Below are 23,022 nucleotides of genomic sequence, written 5' to 3'. Positions count from 1 at the left end.
CGTGAGTCCAGAGATGGTAGACCCGCTGAACGCGCTGTCTCCTAGAGACCGAAGGTTTCGCTTTCTTCAAACGGCCCGACGACGGTGATCGTGCGGGGAGCTGCGGCAAGTTCCTGGGCGAGTTCCTGGACTTCGTCCACAGTGACCGCCTTGATCCGTGCCAATGTCTCGTCAATATCCTGGAACTCCCCGGAAACGAGTTCTGCCCGGCCCAGCCGGGACATGCGCGAGCCCGTGTCCTCGAGGGCGAGGACGATGCCGCCGCTGAGTTGTCCCACAGCCTTCCGGAGTTCCTCCTCAGTGATGCCCTCCTTGGCGAGCTTGTCCAACTCAACACCAAGGAGATCGAGCACTTGGCGCACTTTTGACGGCGTGCAGCCCGCATACATGCCGAAATAGCCGGCATCGGCGTAGGCGGCGGTGAAGGAATACGTGGAGTAGACGAGGCCGCGCTTCTCGCGGATCTCCTGGAAAAGCCTGGAAGACATTCCCCCGCCCAGCACCGCGTTGAGCACACTCATGACGAATCGGTGATCATCCGTTGCCACGATAGTGGGGCAACCCATGATGATATTGGCCTGCTCCACGGGACGCTTGACCACGTGAAGGCCGGACGTGCCCGTGATCACGGCGCGGTTGGTGGCCCGACGATCTACCGGAGCTGCTTCCGGATCCAACTGCCAGCCTGCAGCTTCCAACGCCTTCTGCACGAGATCGCAGACGACGTCATGGTCCAAGCCGCCAGCCGCGGTGATGACCAGTTCTTCCGGACGGTAGTAGCGCTGATAGTGCTCCCAGACCGAGTCCCTGGCTACCGCCTTGATGGCGTCCGGTGTACCACCAATAGGACGCGCGAGCGGGTGGCTGCCGAGTACAGCTGCAACGAATTTTTCGTGGGCTACGTCTGTTGGGTCATCGCTGTCCATCGCAATTTCTTCAAGGATGACATCCCGCTCCTGTTCCAACTCCGCCGGATCCAGGACAGCCCCGGTGATCATGTCCGCGATGACGTCAATGGCCATGGGAAGATCCGAGTCCAACACCCGGGCAAAGTAGCACGTGCTTTCCTTGGCAGTGGCAGCGTTGGACTCGCCACCCACCTCATCAAAGGCTGAAGCGATTTCCAGCGCGGTGCGCCGCTTTGTGCCCTTGAACAGGAGGTGTTCCAGGAAGTGCGTGGAACCATGCTGGCCATCGGCTTCATCGCGGGATCCGACTGCCACCCAGAATCCGATGGTGGCCGAACGCTGCCCGGGCATTGCCTCGGTGAGAACGCGAACGCCTCCGGGAAGGACCGAACGCCGTACGACGGAACCGCCCTCTGCACCATGGATCAGGTCGCCGCCGGGAAGGGTCTGCTCCAACGGCAAGGGTACGACAGTCATTAAGACCTTTCAGGTTTTCGAGTTAAGGCCGGAAGGGCCGGTGGTGCTTTTTCAAGCCCACCGGCCCCGCCGGATACTGCTTTACAGACTACTCTGCGGAAACTTCAGCTTCTTCCGGAGCTTCCTCGGAGGCTGCGCCTTCTTCCTCGGCAACAACCGGGGAGAGGGAAAGCTTTCCGCGGTCATCGATCTTGGTGATCTCAACCTGGACCTTCTGGCCCACCGAGACGACGTCATCAACGTTGTCCACGCGCTTGCCGTTGGCCAGCTTCCGGAGCTCGGAGATGTGCAGCAGGCCGTCCTTGCCCGGGGTAAGGGAAACGAAGGCGCCGAAGGTGGTGGTCTTGACGACCGTGCCCAAGTAGCGCTCACCGATTTCCGGTACCTGCGGGTTGGCGATGGCGTTGATGGCGGAACGTGCTGCATCAGCAGACGGACCGTTGGTGGCGCCAATGTAGACCGTGCCGTCATCTTCGATGGAGATGTCCGCGCCCGTGTCTTCCTGGATCTGGTTGATCATCTTGCCCTTGGGGCCAATGACCTCGCCGATCTTGTCTACGGGGATCTTGACGGCAATGACGCGGGGGGCGAACTCGGAGAGCTCGTCCGGCGTGTCGATCGCTGCGTTGATGACCTCGAGGATGTGGAGGCGGGCTTCGCGGGCCTGCTTCAGTGCTGCTGCCAGCACAGAAGCGGGGATGCCATCGAGCTTGGTGTCCAGCTGGATAGCCGTGACGAACTCGGACGTACCGGCAACCTTGAAGTCCATGTCGCCGAATGCGTCTTCGGCGCCGAGGATGTCGGTCAGGGCTGCGTAGCGGGTCTGGCCATCAACCTGGTCGGAAACCAGGCCCATGGCGATACCGGCAACGGCTGCCTTCAGCGGGACACCAGCGTTGAGCATGGACAGGGTCGAAGCACACACGGAACCCATTGACGTCGAACCGTTGGAACCGAGGGCCTCGGATACCTGGCGGATGGCGTACGGGAATTCCTCGCGGGAAGGCAGAACCGGCACGAGTGCGCGCTCTGCGAGGGCACCGTGACCGATTTCGCGGCGCTTCGGGGAACCGACGCGGCCGGTTTCACCGGTGGAGTAGGGCGGGAAGTTGTAGTTGTGCATGTAGCGCTTGCGCGTTACCGGCGACAGCGAGTCGATCTGCTGTTCCATCTTGAGCATGTTCAGCGTGGTGACACCCATGATCTGGGTCTCGCCACGTTCGAAGATGGCAGAACCGTGAACGCGGGGCAGAACCTCTACCTCGGCGGTCAGCTGGCGGATGTCCGTCAGGCCACGGCCGTCGATGCGGACCTGGTCCTTGAGGATGCGCTGGCGGACAACGTGCTTGGTGACCGAGCGGAAAGCTGCGGACAGCTCCTTTTCACGGCCTTCGAAGTTACCGGCGAGTGCACCGAGGACTTCGTCCTTGAGCTCGTCGGAAGCGTTGTCGCGCTCCTGCTTGTCGGCGATCTGGAAGACTGCAGCCAGCTTGTCGGCAGCAGCGGCTTCCACAGCCGCGTAGACGTCATCCTGGTAGTCCAGGAAGACCGGGAACTCGACGGTCGGCTTCGCTGCACGGGCAGCAAGATCGGCCTGGGCTTCGCAAAGAGCCTTGATGAACGGCTTTGCGGCTTCGAGGCCCTCGGAAACAACTTCTTCGGTGGGAGCAGTTGCGCCCTGTTCCTTGATGAGGTTCCAGGAGTTGTCGGTTGCTTCGGCTTCAACCATCATGATGGCGACGTCGTCACCTGCAATGCGGCCGGCAACAACCATGTTGAACACGGCGTTCTCAAGCTGCGAGTGCTTGGGGAAAGCAACCCACTGCGAACCCTGTTCGTCGGCGATGAGGGCAACGCGGACGCCGCCGATCGGGCCGGAGAACGGGAGGCCGGAGAGCTGGGTGGACATGGAGGAGGCGTTGATCGCCACGACGTCATAGAGCTCGTCCGGGTTGATCGCCAGGACGGTCACGACGATCTGGACCTCGTTGCGAAGGCCCTTGACGAAGGCCGGGCGCAGCGGGCGGTCCATGAGGCGGCAAGCCAGGATGGCTTCCGTGGACGGGCGGCCTTCACGGCGGAAGAACGAACCCGGGATACGTCCGGCAGCGTACATGCGCTCCTCGACGTCAACCGTCAACGGGAAGAAGTCGAAGCCTTCGCGCGGCTGCTTGCCTGCGGTGGTTGCCGAGAGGAGTGCTGTGTCTTCGTCGATGTAGACCATCGAAGCGCCGGCAGCCTGCTTGGCAAGGCGGCCGGTTTCAAAGCGGATGACACGCTTGCCAAAACGGCCGTTGTCAATAATCGCTTCGGAGAACTGGATTTCGGGACCCTCCATTGAGAGTCACCTCCGTTTCTGATTTAGCGGAAGTCCGCCGCATCAACCCAGGCCTCTTCTTTATTCCTGGCCTGTACGACACCCGGTCATCGATCGAGATCCACGGGCTTCATCGTCACCGATGACCCTCCCGGGAATCACTACCGAGGACCGCGAATGCGCGATGCGGTTGATTTCCTGTTTTTAGTTGTTTTTGAAGAAGGCGGCCCGTTCCGCGAGGGACCGGGCCGCCCCCAAAGGCAGACTAGCGGCGCAGGCCGAGGCGCTCGATGAGCGAACGGTAGCGGGCGATGTCAGTGTTCTTCAGGTAGGTAAGCATGCGCTTGCGACGACCAACCATGGCCAGCAGACCGCGCTGGGTGTGGAAGTCGTGCTTGTGCTCCTTCATGTGCTCAGTCAGATCCTTGATCCGCTGGGTCAGGACTGCAACCTGGACCTCGGGCGAACCGGTGTCGCCTTCAGAGGTTGCGTATTCCTTGATGATGGACTGCTTTACAGCGGCGTCAAGTGCCACGTGAACTCCTAGAGTTGTGCCGTGCCTCCCGGTGCAGCGCCTCGCTGACGGGTTGCTTCCGGTGCGTCTCCGCACACAAAAACAGGTCCAGCCGCCACGGACTGCAGCCGGATCCAGTAACAGTTTACCGGCAGGTCAGCATTGTTGTCGAAATACCGCTAGCGCTGGGTCAGCAGCTCGTGTGCCTGCGCTACATCCAGGCACATCTGCTCCACCAGCGCCTCGGGCCCGCGATACGCCACCATGCCGCGGAGGCGCTGGGTAAATTCGACCGCGACAGTCTGTCCGTAGAGGTCGAAGTCCTCCACGTTCTCCTCCGGACGATCAATAACGTGGGCCTCCACTTGACGGCTCACACCGTCAAACGTGGGGTTGGAACCGACGGAAATCGCAGCGGGCCACCGCGTTCCGGACTGGTCTATCAACCAGCCTGCATAGATACCGTCCGCCGGTACGTACCCCGTGGAATCATGCGCAAGGTTCGCAGTGGGGAAACCGAGGTTCCTCCCGCGCGCTGCTCCATGAACCACCTCGCCGCGCATGCGGTGGGGGCGTCCCAGAACGGCGGCAGCGGTAACGACGTCGCCTTCGGACAAGGCTTCCCGCACCCAGGTGGAGGAGCAGCGGCGGTCGGCGTCGCCGTCGTCGTGGACCGGGAAGCCTCCTGCCCCATACTCATTGACCACCTGGACGCCAAAGCCCAACTGCTCGCCGAGTTCCTGCATGGTGACGACGTCGCCGATATTCCCTGCACCGAAGCGGAGGTCGTGGCCGACCACGACGTGCGCAGCATGAAGGCCCTCAAGGAGGACTTGGCGGACAAACTCGATGGGCGTCATGGAGGCGAGGTCCAGTGTGTACTTCATGACCAGGACGGCATCCACGCCTGTTTCGCCGAGGGCGTCCAGTTTGTCCTGGAGGCCCATGATCAGCTCCGGGGCCGACTCCGGGCGGTGGACCTGGGCGGGGTGGGGATCAAAAGTCACGGCCACTGAAGGTATGTGGTGGCGCTTGGCGGTGTTTGTCAGTTGCGCGAGAACATGCTGGTGGCCACGATGGACGCCGTCAAAGTTCCCGATGGTAACGACTGTTGGTCCGAAGTCCTCGGGGACTTCGGTGGGATCGTTCCAGATGTGGACCATCAACCTCGCCTTTTACTGCAGATATTCGTTCCGCCCGGCAACCTCCCGGCGCCGGAACATTCTAAGGTTACCCGTTGTGGCTGTTCGCCTTGGACGGCCGCCTCTTGTTCAACCACAGGAGTCCAAGGATGGGCAGCACGAGCGGGACGAAACCATAACCGCGTCCAAACAGCGACCACACAGTGTCATGCGGGAAGGCCACCGGATCGAACAGGCTTATGGCCCCAACTACCAGCACTCCGACGAGTTCCACGAGTACAGCGGCCAACGACACCTTGAACCATGTGCGGCCCGGTTTTGCCAGCGAGATGGTCGCTACGACGTAGACGACGGCGGCGAACGCCGAGAGGATATGCGCCAGCGGAGCTTCGGCAAACTTGGTGGCAATCTGGTAGCCGGCACGGGCCGTGGCCGAGAGTGCGAAGACGGCATACACCGCGATCAGCAAGCGCCCAGGGCCGGTGTTCCGTGTGTCTTTTTGGGGTGTCCGGCCGGCATTTGCCTCAGTCTCGGTTCCAGTCATTTTGCGTTTTTCCTTCAAGGTCAGTACCAGATCTGGTTCATGCGGGCGGCCATGACGAGCGCAGTGACGCCGACCGCCGCCAGGACGAAGTTGCTCCAACGGGTGCGTTCAAGGATGGCCCAGTACACAGCTCCCAGCGGAATCATCAGCGCCGTGATCAGGTATCCCCAGAACTCCCAGGCTTCGCCGGCCATCTGTTCACCCGTGGCAACGCGGACAATCGAGCCAACCAAGTAGACCAGCAGGGCCAGCTCCACAGCCAACACGGAAAAGATTGTGACGTCGTTGGGGGCTTTCTTCATCAAACCTGCCACGACGCACGCGATCGTGGATACCAAACCAACAATAAGGATGGAGTAGAAATAGCCGTCCATGCCTACTTTTCCTCGCCGACTGTGGCGGTGCCGGTTCCGGGGGCAAAGACCAACACAGGCTTCGCAAAGCTCCCCGTATCGGCCAACAGGGCCACCAGCTCTCCCGACGGCGCGAACGCTGCGGCAGGATTCTCAGCAGTGGCAGCTGCCGGCGTTCCGGCGCCAGGGCCTGCGGCGATGCGTCTGCCAAAGGAGATCTCGGTGGTTTCCTGATCGCTCAATTCCCGGTTGGGCATCAGGGAACGCGCCGCAAGGGACATGTCCAGGACTTCGAGTTCCCGGGCGAGTTCTTCCAGCGTCCGCGCCTGGTCGATCGTGTAAGGGCCCACCTGCGTCCTCCGCAATGCGGTGAGATGTCCGCCGACGCCCAAGGCGATGCCGAGGTCGCGGGCCAAGGCCCGGATGTACGTGCCGGAGGAACATTCCACGGTGACATCGACGTCGACTACCCGGCCGCCGTCGATCCTGGTGATGGAGTGGATGTCGAAGCGGTGGATGGTGACGGGCCGGGCCGCAAGCTTGACTTCTTCGCCGGAGCGGACACGGGCATAGGAGCGTTCACCGTTGACCTTGATCGCGCTGACGCTGCTGGGTACCTGCTGGATGGGGCCCGTGAGGGCGGCGACGCCTTGAGCAATCGCTTCGTCGCTGACCTCCACTGCGCTGCGCGCCTGGGTAACTTCGCCTTCGGCGTCATCGGTGATGGTGGTTTCGCCGAGCCTGATAGTGGCCGTATACGTCTTGGACGTTCCCACAATGTAGGTCAGGAGACGTGTGGCCTTGTTGATCCCAAGGACCAGCACGCCTGTAGCCATGGGATCAAGCGTTCCAGCATGCCCCACTTTCCGGGTACCGGCCAGCCGCCGCATCCGGCCAACCACATCATGGCTGGTCCATCCCTGCGGTTTGTCAACGATTACCAGTCCAGAAAGCACGCTTACCAGTATATGGGTGGCTAGGATAGCTCCCATGCCTGAGCTTGCAGCACACGTCCGCGATGTCCCCGTGAACCAGATCCGAGAAATCACTGAGGCCGCCTGGACCACCCCCGGGGCGATCGTGCTCAGCATCGGCGAGCCGGGCTTTGCGCTCCCACGGCACGTCCTCGACGCCGGAATAGCGTGCCTTGAACGGGACGAAACCAACTACACCCCAAACGCAGGAATTCCCGCGCTCCGCGAAGCCTTCGCCAAGAGATTCCGTGAGCATCATCACGTGGATATCGGTGCCGAACGCGTCTACATAGTGGACGGAGCCCAACAAGGCCTGCACTTCGCCATGAGCCTGCTTCTCTCCCCCGGCGATGAAATCCTCCTGCCCAACCCCGGCTACCCCACGTTCGCCATGACCAGTCGGCTCCTCCACGCGGTGCCCGTTCCGTATCCCCTGTATCCGCATAACGACTTCCAGCCGGACATCGAGGACATCGAAGCCCTCATCACTGGGCAGACCCGGGTCCTCATGCTGAACTCGCCCTCCAACCCCCTGGGCGCCGTCATCAGCGAGGACGCGACCCGGCAGCTCGTGGAACTCGCCGTCCGGCACGATCTCTGGATCATCTCTGATGAGTGCTATGAAGCCTTCACCTTTGACGTCCCGCATGTCAGCCCTGTCCGCTTCGATAGCGACATCCCCGGTGAGGCACGCGTCTTCACATCACTGACACTGTCAAAGACCTACGGGCTCACCGGCCTGCGAATCGGAGCCTTGATCTGCCCGCCGGGCATGGAAAAGAGGATGAACAATGTCATGGAAGCAATCGTTTCCTGCGTTGCCTCGCCATCGCAGTATGCGGCCTTGGCCGCGTTGACCGGCCCCCAGGACTACGTGACGGACGCGCGAAACCACTATAGGAGCAACCGTGACGCCGCTTCCGCCATCCTGGAAGGCAAGGGCATCCCCTTCCTCGGCGCACAGGGAGCTTTCTACCTGTGGGCCAATGTCTCCCATGTCAGTGGCGGCGACGTCCGGGCCTGGGTGCACGCGTTCCTGGCGGATTCGGGTGTCGCCTTCGCGCCAGGCACCGCTTTTGGGTCGATCGGCGAGGATTGGATCCGGATTGCGTTGTGCGGCGATCAGCAGGAACTGCTCGACGGCGTCAGCCGGCTTCCTGCCCGGCCGTAAGGGCCGCTAGTAGTCGGTGCGTTCGGTGTTGTTCCGCCAGGCCTCAAAGGGTGTCTCGGAGGCAGCTACCGGCGCATGTTCCACAGGAAGCAGCTCAGGCCGCGTACCGGCGAAGTACTCGTAGAACACTGCATCATCGAAACCGGCCCTGGCGGCTCCGTGCCGATCCGCAGCGAAATACACCCGGCCAATCCTGGCCCAGAGTGTGGCCGAGAGGCACAAGGGGCAAGGCTCGCAACTGGCATAGAGAACCGAGCCGCTGAGATCGAAGCTGCCCAGATCCGCTGCGGCACGGCGAATGGCCACCACTTCGGCATGCGCCGTGGGATCGTTGTCTCGCGTTACGCGGTTGACACCCTCATGGACGCTGCCGTCCGGCGTGACGACAACAGCGCCAAACGGCCCACCGCCGTCGGAGACGTTCTGAACTGCGAGCCGTATGGCCCGGTTCAGGAATTCATCACGGTTCAGGAATTCATCATGCTGCTGGGCGTTGTGCGCGGACATGTTCAGATACTAGCGAGTTTGTGTACACACGTAATGCCCCTGGGAACGCGTCCCAAGGGCATTACGTGTACACAAACTCAAAAGATTCTTAGCGGTTGGCGTCTTCGTCGAGTTCGTCATCGTCCGCGAGGTCGATGTCTTCTTCGTCGAAGTCGTCTTCGTCGATTTCTTCGGAGCCCTCGGAAGCCTCGCCCTTATAGGGGTCAGCCTCGCCTGCGTGCTTGGCACCGGCAGCCAAAGCGGCTACCTCGGCGTCGCGACGCTTTGCTTCACGAAGCAGCTCCTCAAGGTTGGATGCATTGACCGGAATCTGGTCAGCAACGAACTCGAGGGTGGGAGTAAGCCGGACAGTGATGTTGCGGCCGACTTCCTGTCGCAGCACACCCTTGGCCTTCTCCAATGCCCTGGCGGCATCCGCGTGGGCAATCTCGTCACCAAAGACGGTGTAGTAAATGGTGGCGTGCTGAAGGTCGTTGGTGACGCGGGCGTCCGTGATCGTGATGGACTCGACGCGTGGGTCCTTGACCCTGCGGCCGAGGGCCTCGGCGACGACGACCTTTATCCGCTGCGCCAACTTGGCAGCGCGTGCCGGATCGGCCATGACTTCCTCCTGGAAAGTAGAAACGGGTACGGAACGGGTCCGCCGGGGCTACCCGACGGACCCGCTCCAAGCGGAACCTAGACGCGCGGCTTTTCGCGCATCTCGAAGGTCTCGATGATGTCGCCTTCGGAGATGTCGTTGAACGAGCCAAGACCGATACCACACTCGAAGTCGGTACGGACTTCGGTTGCGTCATCCTTGAAGCGCTTGAGCGTCTCAACGGTGAGGTTGTCACCGATGACCTTGCCGTCGCGGCTAACACGTGCCTTGGTGTTACGGCGGATGATGCCAGTGCGGACGATCGAACCGGCGATGTTTCCGAACTTGGAGGAACGGAAGACTTCGCGGACTTCGGCAGTACCGAGCTGGACTTCTTCGTACTCCGGCTTGAGCATGCCCTTGAGGGCCATCTCAATGTCATCGATTGCTGCGTAGATGACGGAGTAGAAGCGCATGTCCACGCCTTCACGGTCAGCCAGTTCGGCGACGCGCTCAGCCGGCTTGACGTTGAAGCCGATGATGATGGCGTTGTCCACTGTTGCCAGGTTGACGTCGTTCTGCGTGATGGCACCCACACCGCGGTGGATGACACGGAGCTGAACGTCGTCGTCTCCGACATCGATCTTGAGCAAGGCGTCTTCGAGGGCTTCCACGGCACCGGAAACGTCACCCTTGAGGATGAGGTTGAGGGTGTCGATCTTGCCTTCAGCAACGGCCTGGTCAAAGTCTTCCAGGCTGATGCGCTTGCGACGCTTCGCCAGTGCGGCGTTGCGGTCGGCAGCTTCACGCTTCTCGGCGATCTGGCGGGCCGTACGCTCGTCCGGGGTCACCAGGAAGGTGTCACCTGCACGCGGCACGTTGGACAGGCCGAGGACCTGGACCGGGCGGGACGGCAGTGCGACATCGAGTGCCTCGCCGTTCTCGTCGAACATGGCACGGACGCGGCCGTGAGCCGTACCGGCCACGATCGTGTCACCCACGGCCAAGGTACCGGACTGCACCAGAACGGTGGCCACGGAACCGCGGCCCTTGTCCAGGTTCGCTTCAATGGCAATGCCTCGAGCGTCCTTGTCCGGGTTGGCACGCAGGTCCAGTGCGGCGTCGGCCGTCAGCAGGACGGCGTCGATCAGTTCATCGATGTTGAGGTTCTGGCGCGCAGAAACCTCAACGAACATGGTGTCGCCACCGTATTCTTCGGGAACCAGGCCGTACTCGGTGAGCTGCCCCTTGACCTTGTCAGGGTTGGCGCCTTCCTTGTCGATCTTGTTCACTGCGACGACGATCGGCACGTTGGCTGCCTGGGCGTGGTTGAGTGCTTCCACCGTCTGCGGCATAACGCCGTCGTCGGCTGCAACAACCAGGATCGCGATGTCGGTGACCTTGGCACCACGTGCACGCATGGCCGTGAAGGCCTCGTGACCGGGGGTGTCAATGAACGTGATGTCGCGGGCCGTGCCCTCGTGGATGTGGCTGATCTGGTAAGCACCGATGTGCTGGGTGATTCCACCGTGCTCGCCGGCCACAACGTTGGAGTTGCGGATGGCATCAAGCAGGCGGGTCTTACCGTGGTCAACGTGACCCATGACGGTGACAACCGGCGGGCGTGCCTCGAGGACATCGTCACCCTCGGCGTCGAGCTCGTCCTGGATGTTGATGTCGAACTGGTCCAGCAGCTCGCGCTCTTCGTCTTCCGGCGAAACAACCTGGAGCTTGTAGCCAAGTTCGGCACCAAGCAATCCAAAGGTGTCTTCGTCGAGGGACTGCGTGGCCGTTGCCATCTCACCGAGGTGGAACAGAACGGTCACGAGCGACGCGGGGTTCGCATCGATCTTCTCCGCAAAGTCCGTGATGGAGGAACCACGGCGCAGACGGATGATGGTCTCGCCATCGCCGCGGGGTACGGACACGCCGCCCAGCGACGGAGCACTCATCTGCTCCAGTTCCTGGCGCTTTGCACGCTTCGACTTGCGCTGCTTGCCACGACCGGCGCCGCCCTTGCCGAAGGCACCCTGGGTACCACCGCGACCGCGGCCACCCTTGCCAAAGCCACCGCCGGCGGGAGCGCCGCCACCGGTACCTGCACCTGGTGCGCCACCGGGACGACCCGGTCCGCCGCCACCCGGACGGCCTGCGCCACCGGGACGACCTGCGCCACCGGGAGCCGGACGCTCAGTGCGGTTGGGCATCATGCCCGGAGTAGGACGGTTTCCACCACCGGGACCGCCGGCCGGACGCGGAGCACCACCGGGACGGGGTGCACCGGGACGCGGAGCACCCGGACGGGGACCACCGCTGCCTGCTGCGGGACGGGGACCACCGGCACCTGCTGCGGGGCGGGGACCACCGGGGCGTTCGCCATCGTTGCGGCCACCTGCACGGGGCATGCCCTGCGAGGTTGCAAACGGGTTGTTGCCCGGACGCGGCGGACGTTCGCCATCGCCACCACGGCCGCGGGGCATGCCCTGGGACGTAGCGAAGGGGTTGTTGCCCGGACGGGGACCGCCGGGACGCGGAGCCTGGCCGCCCTGGCGGGACGGAGCCGGAGTCTCTGCCTTGGGAGCAGGACGGGCACCGGGCTTCGCCGAAAACGGCGTCGTGGATGCGGCGGGAGCCGAGGGCGCTGCCGGGGCAGGCGCCGCAGGAGCAGATGCAGCGGGGGCGGCAGGTGCAGCCGCGGCGGGTGCTGCCGGAGCCGGAGCCTTTGGTGCAGCCGGACCCGGAGCCGGAGCGGCCGGACGGGATGTTGCGGGAGCAGCCGGAGCCTTGGGGGCGGCTGCAGGTGCGGGGGCAGCTGCCTTTGCAGCGCCTGCACCGGGGTAAGCGTCGCGAAGCTTCTTCACGACGGGGGCCTCAATGGTGGAAGAGGCGGAGCGAACGAATTCGCCCAATTCCTGCAGTTTTGTTACTGCATCTTTGGAAGTAATACCGAGCTCTTTGGCGAGCTCATGTACGCGGACCTTGGCCACATTTCTCCTGTCTCGGTCCGCACCGAGCCAGGCACGAACCGTCTACTTCTTACTGCGGGCCCCTGCCGCCAGCGCGACTAAAAGGCCCATTGCAGAGCGCAACAAAGTTGTCATCGTTACGCACTCATCGCTGGGAACTCATCGGGTTTCCATCAGTTTTCTGACCCGCTTTCAGGTTTGGACGGTTTTCCTGTGGCAGCCTGAGCCTCCACAAGTGGCGCGCCTGACATGAAGTAGCTTTCGACGGCGCTTGTTTCAGTAGCGCCCGCAAGGGCCCTTCCGAAAGCACGCCGCTTGATTGCCAATGCCAAGCACTTTTCGCTGGGATGCAGCCACGCACCCCTGCCGGCCATCCGGCGTCGAACATCCACAAGGACAGTGGACGAACCACGGCCTTGGGCGACCAGCCGGACAAGCTCGGACCGAGAGCCTTGCTTCCGGCATCCGATGCAGGTACGAACAGGGCCATGGCCGCGTTCAAGCAGTTCAGCCACGACGTGTCCTTACCTGCCTCTGCAAACTTGCGCTGACGGCCGACCCTGCACATGCAGATAAGGCACGTCAAAGCGCGCGGATACCGGACGTAAGCCCGGTTCCATCTATTCTAGCCCCCCGGCCCCGGACAGCCGAAACCGGCCACACCGCCAGCGCGGCGCGGCTCCCGGCGGCCAGGCCGCCGGAACGATCGTTAGTCGGTCTTGGCCGGGGCGGCGTCGGACACGATATCGATCCGCCATCCGGTCAGCTTCGCAGCGAGGCGTGCATTCTGGCCTTCCTTGCCGATCGCCAAGGAGAGCTGGTAGTCGGGCACAACTACACGGGCCGAGCGAGTTGCCTCGTCCGTGATAGTGACCGAATTCACCCGGGACGGTGACAAGGAGTTGGCGATGAAGGTCGCCGGGTCCTCGCTGAAGTCCACGATGTCGATCTTTTCATCGTTCAGCTCGGTCATGACTGCACGGACGCGGGAGCCCATTTCGCCGATGCAAGCGCCCTTGGCGTTGACACCGGGGATGTTCGCTTTGACGGCGATCTTGGTGCGGTGGCCGGCTTCCCGGGCAAGTGCCACGATCTCGACGGAACGGTCCGCGATTTCCGGAACTTCCATTTCGAACAACTTACGGACCAGGCCCGGGTGCGAACGCGAAAGCGTAATGGACGGGCCCTTCGCCCCACGGTGGACATCCACCACGAAGGCACGAAGCCTGCTGCCGTGAATGTACTTCTCACCAGGAACCTGCTCGGGTGGCGGCAACAGGGCCTCCACGGATCCAAGGTTTACCTGGATCATGTGCGGGTTGTTGCCCTGCTGGATCATGCCGGCAACGAGTTCGCCTTCGCGACCCTTGAATTCGCCTAATACGTTATCGTCCTCAACGTCGCGAAGACGCTGCAGGATGATCTGGCGTGCCGTGCTTGCAGCGATACGGCCGAAACCGGCCGGGGTGTCCTCGAACTCCCCGATGGCCTCCCCGTCGTCGTCGATTTCCGTTGCCCAGATGGTCACGTGGCCGCTCTTGCGGTCCAGCTCGGCGCGGGCCTTCTCGAAGGCACCGGGCGTCTTGTGATAGGCCACCAGGAGCGCTTGCTCGATGGTGGGAATCAGGAGGTCCAGCGGGATTTCACGCTCACGCTCCAGGAGTCTCAGTGCGCTCATGTCAATATCCATTAGGCCTCCTCGGAAGGTCCATTGTGTTCGTCTGCCAGCCCGGCCTCGTGGAGGTGGCTGAATTCAATCTCGACTTTTCCGTGGCGGATCCTGTCGAAAGGAATAGTGATGGGGTCCCCCTGTTTGGGCTTCATGCCCTTTTTGACCTCGTGCTCCGGAATGAGGGTCACACCGGCGTCATCTACTGACGCAATCCGGCCAAGGACGTTCTCACCCTGGATGACGTTGACCCTGACCATGCGGCCGCGGGCCCTGTGCCAGTGGCGTGGTTCCGTCAGCGGACGGCCTACTCCTGGCGAAGAAACTTCGAGGTCGTAGGGACGGCCGTCGTCGTGGGGATCGTTGTCCAGAATATCGGACAACCCACGCGAGACATCTGCGATGGCGTCAAGGCTGACGCCTCCGGTCTCCTCCTGCGGAAGGTCCACGACGACGTGGACCGTGCGGTGTGAACCGGCAACGTGGATGGAAACATCCTCGAGGTAGAGCCTGTTGGCAAGGACTGCCGGTTCGAGCAGCGCCTTTAGCCTGCGCTCTTCCGGGTTGTGGATGGTGGCCGTTGAATTCGACTCAGTACGGTCTGTTGAAGTCGTGGCTTCCGAGTCACTCACGTTGCCCGCCGCCTCCCGATAGATGTTGTTGTGACTACTAGCCTAACGATTTTCGGCAGCACATGGTGCACGGAGTTTCCCGTCCACATGACACCATGGTGTGTTGTGGACGAGCAGACAAGTGAAAAACGACAATCACCAGCGTGGGGTCGGCTCCTTCTCATTTCCGTGGTTGCGCTGCTCGTTGCGGGCACGGGAATCGTACTTCTACCGCGGGATTCCGGGACTCCCCCTGCGGTTTCATTCTCCGAGTCTGCCCTCGCCGACGCTTTCGCCGATACTAAGGGGCTGCTGGAATCGGCTGCTGGATTGATGGCAGCTGGAGGATCTGGTTCCCAAACGCCCGCCCTGGACGATGCTGTGACATTGCTGACAACACAGTCCCGGACCCTCCTTCCACCTTCTGCCGCAGCTGCTGCCACCTCCGCAGCCTCGACGGCAAGCGATAAAGATGACCCTTCTGAGGATGATGCGGCCCAGCAAGCGACGCCCGCTGCAGTCGTGGCTGGCCTGACCGCCAGCGGGCGGCAACGACTGGACGACGCCCGCGAGGCCGACGGCGGGATCGCCCGGTTGCTCGCCGCCGTCGGATCCGCCCAACTTCTCCAAGGCGAAAAGCTGGCTGCGGTGTGGCAGCTGCCGGTACCGTCGCCGACGTCGAGTGGTAACCCGCCTGCCACTACACCGGCTGTGCACCAGTGCCCTTCAGTCAGCCCCACCCCGGATGCAACCGCTGCCACCACCGATGCGGCTTTGGCCGCCACTGTCCGTTCCGAACAGGAAGCCGTCTACATCTATCAGGTGGCGCTGAAGCGATTGGACGCTGGCGCAACTGCCCAAGCCGCCAAGGATCTTGCGGTGCACGAGCGTCTGCTTCAACAAGCGGAGGCCTTGACCCGCCGTAACTGCGGCGACGTCCCTACCCGGGAGGCCGGATACAGGCTGCCTGCACAGTTCGCTGAAGACCCGGCCGCGGGCTTGGGAGCCCTGGAATCGGACTCCCTGCAGGGATTTGGAGATCTCATCGCGCTTTCGACAGGAGAGACCCGGGACTGGGCCACCAGCGGCCTGCTGGCGGCCGTGCGCAGGAGCTTGCATTGGGGTGCCGCGCTGGCCGCTTTGCCGGGGTTGGACTTCGACGCCGATGACTTGCCTCCCCTGCCGACGCCCACCCGCAGTTAGTCCAAAGCCAGTTAGTCCAAGCCGCGGATGGGGTAGGCGAGCCTAGCCATGCTGGCCAAGGCGGCCCGGCGGTGCTTGGCTTGAACCATGGCTTCCGCAGAAACTGCTACCACACACGAGAACGAACCGCATCGTGATGACCTGGCCCATAGGCTGAACTGGCTGCGCGCCGGAGTTTTGGGGGCGAATGACGGCATCGTCTCCGTCGCCGCGATCGTCGTCGGCGTGGCCGGTGCCACGACCAACACCGGCAGCATCCTCGCTGCTGGTACGGCTGGCCTGGTGGGTGGCGCCATTTCCATGGCGTTGGGCGAATACGTATCTGTCAGTAGCCAGAGCGACACGCAGAAGTCGCTCATCGAGAAGGAACGCCGGGAACTCGCCGAACAGCCGGAGGAAGAACTCGAGGAGCTTGCCGCGATCTACCAGGCGAAGGGGCTCACACCGCGTACCGCCCGGACAGTGGCCGAAGAACTCACGAAGCACGATGCCCTTGCGGCGCACTTGTCCGCCGAGCTCAATATCCACGAAGACGACATCGTGAGTCCGTGGAACGCCGCCTTTGCCTCGGCAGTGGCATTTACCCTGGGCGCCGTGCTTCCCATGCTGGCCATCCTGCTCCCTCCCCCCGAAATGCGGGTTCCACTGACGTTCGCTGCCGTCCTGCTGGCTCTCGCGATCACGGGAGCCCTGGGGGCCTGGATTGGTGGGGCACCCAGGTTCCGGGCAGCAGCCCGGGTGGTGCTGGGCGGGGCCTTGGCGCTTGCAGCCACGTTCTCGATCGGAAGCCTCTTGGGCGCCAGCGGCGTTTTCTGAGGGTAGTACCGCCGGGCAGAGCTAGGCTGATGGCGTGACCCTTCACGCCATGATTCCGATTCCGGGCGACCTGCACGCCCGATACAACCGCGATTCTGCGGGGCGGGACTGGCTGGCGAGCCTTCCGGGGCTTATCCGTGAGGCTTTGGACCGTTGGCAGTTGTCCGTGGACCTCGCACCCGGTGAAGAGCCCTGGAACGGACACGGAGCCTTGGTTGTGCCCGTTCTCCAGCACGGCAGGCAGGCTGCCCTGAAGATCGCCTATCCGCATGAGGAAGCTCTCGTGGAGCGCCATGCCTTGGCCCTGTGGGGCGGCCACGGAGCTGTCGGGCTCCTGGCTGCCGACACCGCCAGTTGCTCTATGCTGCTGGAACGCCTCGACGCGTCCTGTTGGCTACAGGATGTCCCCATGGATGAGGCCCGGCAGGTCTGGGGTGAGATCATGCGCGAGCTTTCCATTACCCCTGATGATCGTCCCGAGTGGCGGGGATTCGATCACATCGCTGCCACGGCCGAGCGCTGGAGCGACGAAATGCCTTCTGAGTGGGAGCGGCAGGACCGACCCTTCCCGCGGTGGTTGTTGGAGGCTGCACTGGAGGTGTGCCAGACCCGCGGTGCTGTGGGCCGCCGATCCGGCAGGGACGTCCTGGTGCACACCGATCTGCATTTCATGAACATCCTCGGCACCTTGGGCGGGGACCGCCGCGAATACGTGGCCATCGATCCGCAGCCGCAGATCGGTGAGGCCGAATTTGCGGTGGCGCCTGTTCTGTGGAACCGGATCAAGGATCTGTCACGCCGCGATCCTGCAGCTGCCCTGCGGGAGCGATGCCGGGAATTCAGCCTCGCCGCTGGGCTTGATCCGGAGGTCGCGCGACAGTGGAGCGTTGCCCGCGAAGTGGACAACGCCCTGTGGTACGCGGGAAAACGAGGACACGAAGGCGATCTGGCCCGTTCTTTATGGGTGGCCAGCACGTTGGCGGGCAGGACACTCGAAGGACTTCCAGCAGCACAGGATTTGCCTGAGCCCGGGGACGCAGTCAGCTGACGTTGTCGTTCCAGACGTCCATGCCGAGCTTGATGATCAATGCCGCCACGACGATCAGGAACACGATCCGTACAAACCCGCTCCCCCTGGCCACAGCTGTCCGGGCACCAAGGTATCCGCCCGCCATGTTCGCCAGCCCCAGCACCAGGCCCACTCCCCACAGCAAGGAGCCGTGAGGGAGGAAGAAAATGAGGGCACCGGCATTGGTGGCCATGTTGACGATCTTGGCCTTTGCGCTGGCTTCGAGGAAGGCGTAGCCCATGGCCGAGACCAAGGCGATCACCAGGAATGATCCCGTACCGGGACCGATCAGGCCATCGTAAAAACCGATCACGGCACCGATCAGGCAGGCCACCACATAGTGCTTGTGCCCATCGTGCCGCAGAGCCGTCAGCTCGCCCGCACTGGGGCGGAGTGCCGTGAAAATCGCGACGGCGATCAGCGCCATCACAATGATGGGCTTGAAGACGCTGGCTGGCAGCGATGCAGCGAGGATGGCACCGCCAAAGCTCCCCGCCAGTGCAATCACCGCCATGGGTATTGCCGTCTTGAGGTCCGGTCCCACCCGCCGGTAATACGTTGTGGCACTGGTGGTGGTGCCGAAGATGGAACCCATCTTGTTCGTGGCCAGGGCCTGGACGGGGGTGATGCCAGACACCAGCAGCAGTGCGGGGAGCTGGATCAGCCCCCCGCCTCCTACTACCGCGTCAACCCAGCCGGCTGCGAATCCAGCCACCACAATCAGGATGATGGTGGTGAGCTGGATGGTCTCGAAGCCGGAAATCACCGGTTACGGACAGCGTTGACCACGTAATCCACGGCTTTTTCCACCGAGATGTTCTCGGCTTCACCGCTGCGACGGTCCTTGATCTCCACTACGCCGTCCACGAGTCCACGGCCGACGGCCAGGATAGTGGGCACGCCGACGAGCTCGGCATCGCCAAACTTGACGCCGGGAGAAACCTTGGGCCGGTCATCAAAGATGACGGCGAGGCCTGCTGCCTCGAGTTCCGCCGATAGTTTCTCTGCAGCTTCGAAAATTTCGTCGCCGCGGCCCACCGCCACAACGTGTACGTCGGCCGGGGCCACCGAACGTGGCCACACGAGGCCGCGGTCGTCATGGTTGGCTTCGGCAAGGGCTGCGACAGCACGCGTGACACCAACACCGTAGGAGCCCATGGTGACAACTACCTGCTTGCCGTTCTGGTCCAGTACCTTCAGATCCAGCGCCTCGGCGTACTTGCGTCCGAGTTGGAAGATGTGGCCCATTTCGATGCCACGGGCAGTTTCAAGCGGTCCGGAGCCGTCGGGCGCCGGATCCCCTGCCCGGACGTCGGTGCATTCGATGACGCCGTCCCAGGTGAAGTCGCGGCGCGCTACCAGTCCGAAGACGTGCTTGCCATCGATGTTGGCGCCCGTCACCCAGGTTGTACCGGAGACGACGCGGGGATCGACGAGGAACAGCAGCTTGGAAGAACCTTCCAGGCCCAGCACGGCTTCATCCAGGGACAAACCGGGGCCGATGTAGCCCTTGACCAACCACGGCAGCTTCTTGAGGTCTTCCTCGTTGGCTGCTTCCAGCCCGATCTCGCCGGCGATGGGAAGGAACGATCCAATGTTCGCTTCCACCCGCTTGAGATCCACGGCACGGTCACCCGGAACGCCGAGGACGACGATCTGGCGTTCACCGGTGGGCAGAGTCACGGCGAGGACGACGTTTTTCAACGTATCAGCGGCAGTCCAGGCACCGCCGTCGGCCTCGCTGCGGGGTGCGAGCTGGTTGGCTGCGTCAACCAGTGTCTCGATGGTCGGTGTGTTCGGTGTGCCCAGAACCTGGGCAGCCGGCGCGTCCGTGAAATCAATATCCTCAGGGACAACCGTGGTGACTGCCTCGACGTTGGCGTAGTAGCCGCCGGCCGAGCGCACAAAGGTGTCCTCGCCGATCTCGGTGGGGAAGAGGAATTCTTCGCTCTTGGAGCCACCCATGGCACCTGCGGTGGCAGCAACCGGAATGACTTCCAAGCCCAGGCGTTCGAAGATCTTCAGGTATGCGGCGCGGTGGGCGGCGTAGCTTGCGTCCAAGCCGGCGTCGTCAACGTCGAAGGAGTAAGAATCCTTCATGATGAATTCGCGCCCACGGAGGAGACCTGCGCGGGGGCGCGCTTCATCGCGGTACTTGTTCTGGATCTGGTACAGGCTCAACGGCAGGTCCTTGTACGAGGAGTACAGGTCCTTGACCAGGAGCGTGAACATTTCCTCATGCGTCGGAGCCAGAAGGTAGTCGGCACCCTTGCGGTCCTGAAGCCGGAACAGGCCCTCCCCGTACTCGGTCCAGCGGTTGGTGGCCTCGTAGGGTTCGCGCGGCAGCAGTGCCGGGAAGTGGACTTCCTGCGCACCAATGGCGGACATTTCCTGCCGGATGATCTCCTCCACCTTGCGCAGGACGCTCAGTCCCAGCGGCAGCCACGTGTAAATGCCAGGCGCGGCACGGCGTATGTAACCAGCCCGGACCAGGAGCTTGTGGCTGGCGACCTCGGCGTCGACGGGATCTTCACGCAGGGTGCGCAGGAACAACTGGGAAAGGCGAAGGACCACGGGTACGTATCCGTTTCTATGGCAGATGTGGCAAAAACAACTGTCTACTAATCTACCGGCTGCCGGCGGGCGGCTCAGCACAGAATGGCCCAGCACGGAACAGCTCAGCACAGAGAAGAGCCACGCCGTCGCGTATGGAAGCCCCTGGCCAAAGTTCGGCTGGTCATCCTGCGATGGCGTGGCTCAGCGGCCGGCCGGCCGCAGACTCTGTCCGGGGACTAGTCCCCCGTTCCCTCCAGCGGAACGGGATCGCCTGCGACTGGGAAGCATTGGTGACTGCCGAGCTCACGGATGGTGCGGCTGCCAAAGGCATCCTTCAAGGTTTTTGCCATGATTCCCCCTGTAACCACCCGTGCCCCATCGACACGGCTTGGGAAAAACTTATGTGATAGCGGACACGTTTTCAAGGATTTTGATGGCAAAGTGCCCTTGACCGCGCCGTTGGCCAGACTTAGCGTTAATTCATCACTTGGTGAATTACTCGTTGGTGCCGGAGGCAGCCATGTCAGATGCAGCAATAGAAGCCAGTGGCCTGCACATCTCCCGGGGCCGGACAAGAATTCTGCGGGGCCTGGACTTTGCCGTGGACAGCGGGCAGATCACGGGGCTGCTCGGCCCGTCAGGAAGCGGCAAGACGACACTCATGCGCGGCATCGTTGGGGTACAACGCATCACCCGTGGATCCATCAGTGTCCTTGGCCGTCCGGCGGGCAGCGCACCATTAAGGCACGACGTCGGGTACGTCACCCAAGGTGCCAGCGTCTACTCGGACCTTAGCGTCGAAGCCAACGTGAAGTACTTCGGCGCCATGCACAAGGCAACGGCGACGGACGTCGCGGAGTCAATTGCCGCCGTCGGGCTCGAATCGTTTGCCAAGCAGAAAGCCGGGAACCTCTCGGGCGGGGAGTTCAGCCGCGTGTCCTTGGCATGCGCGCTGGTGGCGCACCCCAAGCTGCTGGTCCTGGACGAACCGACAGTGGGCTTGGATCCGGTACTGCGTGCGGAGTTATGGGAGCGGTTCGTTGACATGGCCGCTGGCGGAACGACGCTCCTGGTTTCCAGTCATGTGATGGAAGAAGCGTCGCATTGTTCCTCGTTGCTGCTTCTGCGGGACGGCCTGCTGTTGGCGCAGCTCACACCCGCCGAGCTCGCAAGCCGGGGACGCAGCAATGACCTTGAGCGCGCGTTCCTGAACATGATCAAAGACGCCGAACGTGGCCCGGACAGCGGTCAGCCGGCAAAGGAAAGCCAGGTGGCATCATGAATCTTCGCATGACCCTTGCAACCACCGCCCGGGTCCTGGGTCAATTGCGGCACGATCACCGCAGCGTGGCGCTCATTATGGTGGTTCCGGCGCTGCTGCTCACAGCCGTCTATTATCTTTTCGAGAACGAAACACTGCCCCCGGGCTTTCCGCGCACCTTCGACCGCGTTGGCCTGATGATGCTGGCGATCTTCCCATTCGTCGTCATGTTCCTGGTCACGTCCATCACCATGCTGCGGGAACGAACCTCCGGGACCCTGGAGCGGCTCCTCACCACACCCATCCATAAAGCGGACCTCTTGTTCGGCTACGCCATTGCCTTCTCCATCATGGCCGCGCTGCAATCCCTCGTGGCTACAGCTGTTGCGTACTGGATCTTCGATCTGGACATCAAGGGCAGTCCCGGGTTCGTCGTGCTGATCGCGGTCATCAACGCTGTCCTTGGAGTGGCCCTGGGGCTGCTGTGTTCGGCCTTTGCACGCACCGAGTTCCAGGCTGTGCAGTTCATGCCGGTAGTGGTGGTGCCCCAGATCCTGCTCTGCGGACTCTTCGTGGCCCGGGAGCAGATGAACGACGTCCTCGAGGCCATCTCCGGAGTCCTTCCCCTGACCTTTTCTGTTGACGCCCTTCAGGAGATCGCAGGGAACATCGACGCAACTGAAACCATGTGGCAGGACACCATGGTGATGGGCGGAATCGTTGTCGGAGTCCTTGTCCTTGCCTCATTGACCCTGAGGCGGCAGACGTCATGAGCCTGGAGCCCCTGCGCCGCGGCCGTCGAAGCGGGAGCGATCATTCGCGCGAAGCCATTCTGGTGGCGGCCCGGAAGTTGTTCGCGGAGCAAGGGTTCGACGGCACCAGTCTTCGACAAGTGGCACGGGAAGCTTCAGTGGATCCGGCCATGGTGCACCACTTCTTCAAAGGCAAAGACGAGTTGTTCGCTTCCAGTGTGGAGTTACCTGCCGATCCTGAAGAGGTACTGGCCGGGGTTGAAACCCTGGAACCGGAGGCGAGGGCTGAAGCACTGGTCCGTGCGGTAGTGCGGTTATGGGAGAGCCCGGCGCAGCCCGGCCTGGTGGCATTCGTCCGGGGAACCATCGGATCGAAGGCCAAAACGGCACTGCTGCGGGAGACGGTGAGCCGGACCATCCTGTCCCGGGTCATGGTGGGCGTGGAGGGTCCTGCTGAGGAAGTCCGGCTGCGCGGCAATCTGGTGGCGACACAAGTGGTTGGACTGATGCTGCTCCGCTACGTAATCCGGCTCGAACCGCTGGCGAGTGCTGATCAGGAGGAGGTAGTGAGCCTGATGGCACCGACCATCCAGCGGTATCTCACCGGGAACCTGGACTCCCCCAAGTAAGTA

The 23,022-nt window shown here is 62.7% G+C and carries 22 protein-coding genes; 7 read left to right on the top strand and 15 right to left on the bottom strand.

Features of this window, described 5'->3' with window-relative positions; translation table 11 throughout:
- Positions 1-41: 41 nt before the first annotated feature.
- The 7 genes from VUN82_08065 to truB form a co-directional block, all read right to left on the bottom strand.
- The gene (locus tag VUN82_08065; GenBank protein XAS73779.1) at positions 42-1,385 is read right to left on the bottom strand and encodes a pitrilysin family protein; all 1,344 of its coding nucleotides are present in this window, start codon (positions 1,383-1,385) and stop codon (positions 42-44) included.
- An 88-nt stretch (positions 1,386-1,473) separates the two neighbouring features.
- A complete protein-coding gene (locus VUN82_08060; protein XAS73778.1) occupies positions 1,474-3,723 on the bottom strand; it encodes a polyribonucleotide nucleotidyltransferase in 2,250 nt (749 codons plus the stop codon).
- Between the two features lie 244 nt (positions 3,724-3,967).
- Positions 3,968-4,237, bottom strand: a complete 270-nt coding sequence (gene rpsO, locus VUN82_08055; GenBank protein XAS73777.1) for a 30S ribosomal protein S15 — start codon at positions 4,235-4,237, stop codon at positions 3,968-3,970.
- Between the two features lie 158 nt (positions 4,238-4,395).
- Positions 4,396-5,379, bottom strand: coding sequence for a bifunctional riboflavin kinase/FAD synthetase (locus tag VUN82_08050; protein XAS73776.1), 984 nt, complete (start codon positions 5,377-5,379; stop codon positions 4,396-4,398).
- 67 nt (positions 5,380-5,446) lie between these two features.
- Positions 5,447-5,902, bottom strand: a complete 456-nt coding sequence (locus tag VUN82_08045; protein ID XAS73775.1) for a hypothetical protein — start codon at positions 5,900-5,902, stop codon at positions 5,447-5,449.
- Between the two features lie 20 nt (positions 5,903-5,922).
- Complete coding sequence (locus VUN82_08040; GenBank protein ID XAS73774.1) at positions 5,923-6,276, bottom strand: hypothetical protein; 354 nt, start codon at positions 6,274-6,276, stop codon at positions 5,923-5,925.
- 2 nt (positions 6,277-6,278) lie between these two features.
- Entirely contained in the window at positions 6,279-7,211 is a 933-nt protein-coding gene (gene truB / locus VUN82_08035; protein XAS73773.1) for a tRNA pseudouridine(55) synthase TruB, read from the bottom strand.
- Positions 7,212-7,245: 34 nt separating this feature from the next.
- On the opposite strand from truB, the gene VUN82_08030 reads away from it, so the two are divergent.
- Entirely contained in the window at positions 7,246-8,400 is a 1,155-nt protein-coding gene (locus VUN82_08030; GenBank protein XAS73772.1) for a pyridoxal phosphate-dependent aminotransferase, read from the top strand.
- Positions 8,401-8,406: 6 nt separating this feature from the next.
- On the opposite strand, the gene VUN82_08025 is transcribed toward VUN82_08030, so the two are convergent.
- From VUN82_08025 to rimP, 6 genes are all read right to left on the bottom strand, one after another.
- Entirely contained in the window at positions 8,407-8,907 is a 501-nt protein-coding gene (locus tag VUN82_08025; GenBank protein ID XAS73771.1) for a nucleoside deaminase, read from the bottom strand.
- 88 nt (positions 8,908-8,995) lie between these two features.
- Positions 8,996-9,508 carry a 30S ribosome-binding factor RbfA gene (rbfA, locus tag VUN82_08020; GenBank protein XAS73770.1) on the bottom strand — a complete coding sequence of 171 codons (513 nt, stop codon included), beginning with the start codon at positions 9,506-9,508 and terminating at the stop codon, positions 8,996-8,998.
- 77 nt (positions 9,509-9,585) lie between these two features.
- Entirely contained in the window at positions 9,586-12,474 is a 2,889-nt protein-coding gene (gene infB, locus VUN82_08015; protein ID XAS73769.1) for a translation initiation factor IF-2, read from the bottom strand.
- Positions 12,475-12,626: 152 nt separating this feature from the next.
- Positions 12,627-12,968, bottom strand: a complete 342-nt coding sequence (locus VUN82_08010; GenBank protein XAS73768.1) for a YlxR family protein — start codon at positions 12,966-12,968, stop codon at positions 12,627-12,629.
- Positions 12,969-13,162: 194 nt separating this feature from the next.
- Entirely contained in the window at positions 13,163-14,143 is a 981-nt protein-coding gene (nusA, locus tag VUN82_08005) for a transcription termination factor NusA (GenBank protein XAS73767.1), read from the bottom strand.
- Positions 14,143-14,754, bottom strand: a complete 612-nt coding sequence (gene rimP / locus VUN82_08000) for a ribosome maturation factor RimP (protein XAS73766.1) — start codon at positions 14,752-14,754, stop codon at positions 14,143-14,145. Before rimP ends, nusA begins: the two co-directional genes overlap by 1 nt.
- Before the next feature lie 105 nt (positions 14,755-14,859).
- Between rimP and VUN82_07995 the strand changes: the two genes are divergently transcribed.
- From VUN82_07995 to VUN82_07985, 3 genes are all read left to right on the top strand, one after another.
- Entirely contained in the window at positions 14,860-15,936 is a 1,077-nt protein-coding gene (locus tag VUN82_07995) for a DUF4439 domain-containing protein (protein ID XAS73765.1), read from the top strand.
- 87 nt (positions 15,937-16,023) lie between these two features.
- Entirely contained in the window at positions 16,024-16,752 is a 729-nt protein-coding gene (locus tag VUN82_07990; GenBank protein XAS73764.1) for a VIT family protein, read from the top strand.
- Between the two features lie 34 nt (positions 16,753-16,786).
- Complete coding sequence (locus VUN82_07985) at positions 16,787-17,800, top strand: aminoglycoside phosphotransferase family protein (protein ID XAS73763.1); 1,014 nt, start codon at positions 16,787-16,789, stop codon at positions 17,798-17,800.
- On the opposite strand, the gene VUN82_07980 is transcribed toward VUN82_07985, so the two are convergent.
- Positions 17,793-18,587 (bottom strand): TSUP family transporter, encoded by a 795-nt coding sequence (locus VUN82_07980; GenBank protein ID XAS73762.1) that lies wholly within the window; start codon positions 18,585-18,587, stop codon positions 17,793-17,795. The genes VUN82_07985 and VUN82_07980 overlap by 8 nt on opposite strands.
- A complete protein-coding gene (locus tag VUN82_07975) occupies positions 18,584-20,395 on the bottom strand; it encodes a proline--tRNA ligase (GenBank protein XAS73761.1) in 1,812 nt (603 codons plus the stop codon). Before VUN82_07975 ends, VUN82_07980 begins: the two co-directional genes overlap by 4 nt.
- Before the next feature lie 502 nt (positions 20,396-20,897).
- Between VUN82_07975 and VUN82_07970 the strand changes: the two genes are divergently transcribed.
- The 3 genes from VUN82_07970 to VUN82_07960 are packed head-to-tail and all read left to right on the top strand — an operon-like array spanning position 20,898 to position 23,019.
- Positions 20,898-21,659 carry an ABC transporter ATP-binding protein gene (locus VUN82_07970; protein ID XAS73760.1) on the top strand — a complete coding sequence of 254 codons (762 nt, stop codon included), beginning with the start codon at positions 20,898-20,900 and terminating at the stop codon, positions 21,657-21,659.
- Positions 21,660-21,667: 8 nt separating this feature from the next.
- Entirely contained in the window at positions 21,668-22,411 is a 744-nt protein-coding gene (locus VUN82_07965) for an ABC transporter permease (protein XAS73759.1), read from the top strand.
- A complete protein-coding gene (locus VUN82_07960) occupies positions 22,408-23,019 on the top strand; it encodes a TetR family transcriptional regulator (GenBank protein XAS73758.1) in 612 nt (203 codons plus the stop codon). The genes VUN82_07965 and VUN82_07960 overlap by 4 nt, the downstream gene beginning before the upstream one ends.
- Positions 23,020-23,022: the final 3 nt, after the last annotated feature.

This window comes from Micrococcaceae bacterium Sec5.1 (assembly GCA_039636795.1).
Lineage (GTDB): Bacteria > Actinomycetota > Actinomycetes > Actinomycetales > Micrococcaceae > Arthrobacter.
Note: the sequence above shows the minus strand (reverse complement) of the source record. Positions and strands in the feature narration are given on the sequence as shown.

Bases quoted from the DNA above. Each gene is read 5' to 3' on its own strand.
- VUN82_08065 (XAS73779.1), bottom strand. From the start codon at position 1,385: ATGACTGTCGTACCCTTGCCGTTGGAGCAGACCCTTCCCGGCGGCGAC.
- VUN82_08060 (XAS73778.1), bottom strand. From the start codon at position 3,723: ATGGAGGGTCCCGAAATCCAGTTCTCCGAAGCGATTATTGACAACGGC.
- VUN82_08050 (XAS73776.1), bottom strand. From the start codon at position 5,379: ATGGTCCACATCTGGAACGATCCCACCGAAGTCCCCGAGGACTTCGGA.
- VUN82_08045 (XAS73775.1), bottom strand. From the start codon at position 5,902: ATGACTGGAACCGAGACTGAGGCAAATGCCGGCCGGACACCCCAAAAA.
- VUN82_08040 (XAS73774.1), bottom strand. From the start codon at position 6,276: ATGGACGGCTATTTCTACTCCATCCTTATTGTTGGTTTGGTATCCACG.
- VUN82_08030 (XAS73772.1), top strand. From the start codon at position 7,246: ATGCCTGAGCTTGCAGCACACGTCCGCGATGTCCCCGTGAACCAGATC.
- VUN82_08025 (XAS73771.1), bottom strand. From the start codon at position 8,907: ATGTCCGCGCACAACGCCCAGCAGCATGATGAATTCCTGAACCGTGAT.
- rbfA (XAS73770.1), bottom strand. From the start codon at position 9,508: ATGGCCGATCCGGCACGCGCTGCCAAGTTGGCGCAGCGGATAAAGGTC.
- nusA (XAS73767.1), bottom strand. From the start codon at position 14,143: ATGGATATTGACATGAGCGCACTGAGACTCCTGGAGCGTGAGCGTGAA.
- VUN82_07990 (XAS73764.1), top strand. From the start codon at position 16,024: ATGGCTTCCGCAGAAACTGCTACCACACACGAGAACGAACCGCATCGT.
- VUN82_07970 (XAS73760.1), top strand. From the start codon at position 20,898: ATGTCAGATGCAGCAATAGAAGCCAGTGGCCTGCACATCTCCCGGGGC.
- VUN82_07965 (XAS73759.1), top strand. From the start codon at position 21,668: ATGACCCTTGCAACCACCGCCCGGGTCCTGGGTCAATTGCGGCACGAT.
- VUN82_07960 (XAS73758.1), top strand. From the start codon at position 22,408: ATGAGCCTGGAGCCCCTGCGCCGCGGCCGTCGAAGCGGGAGCGATCAT.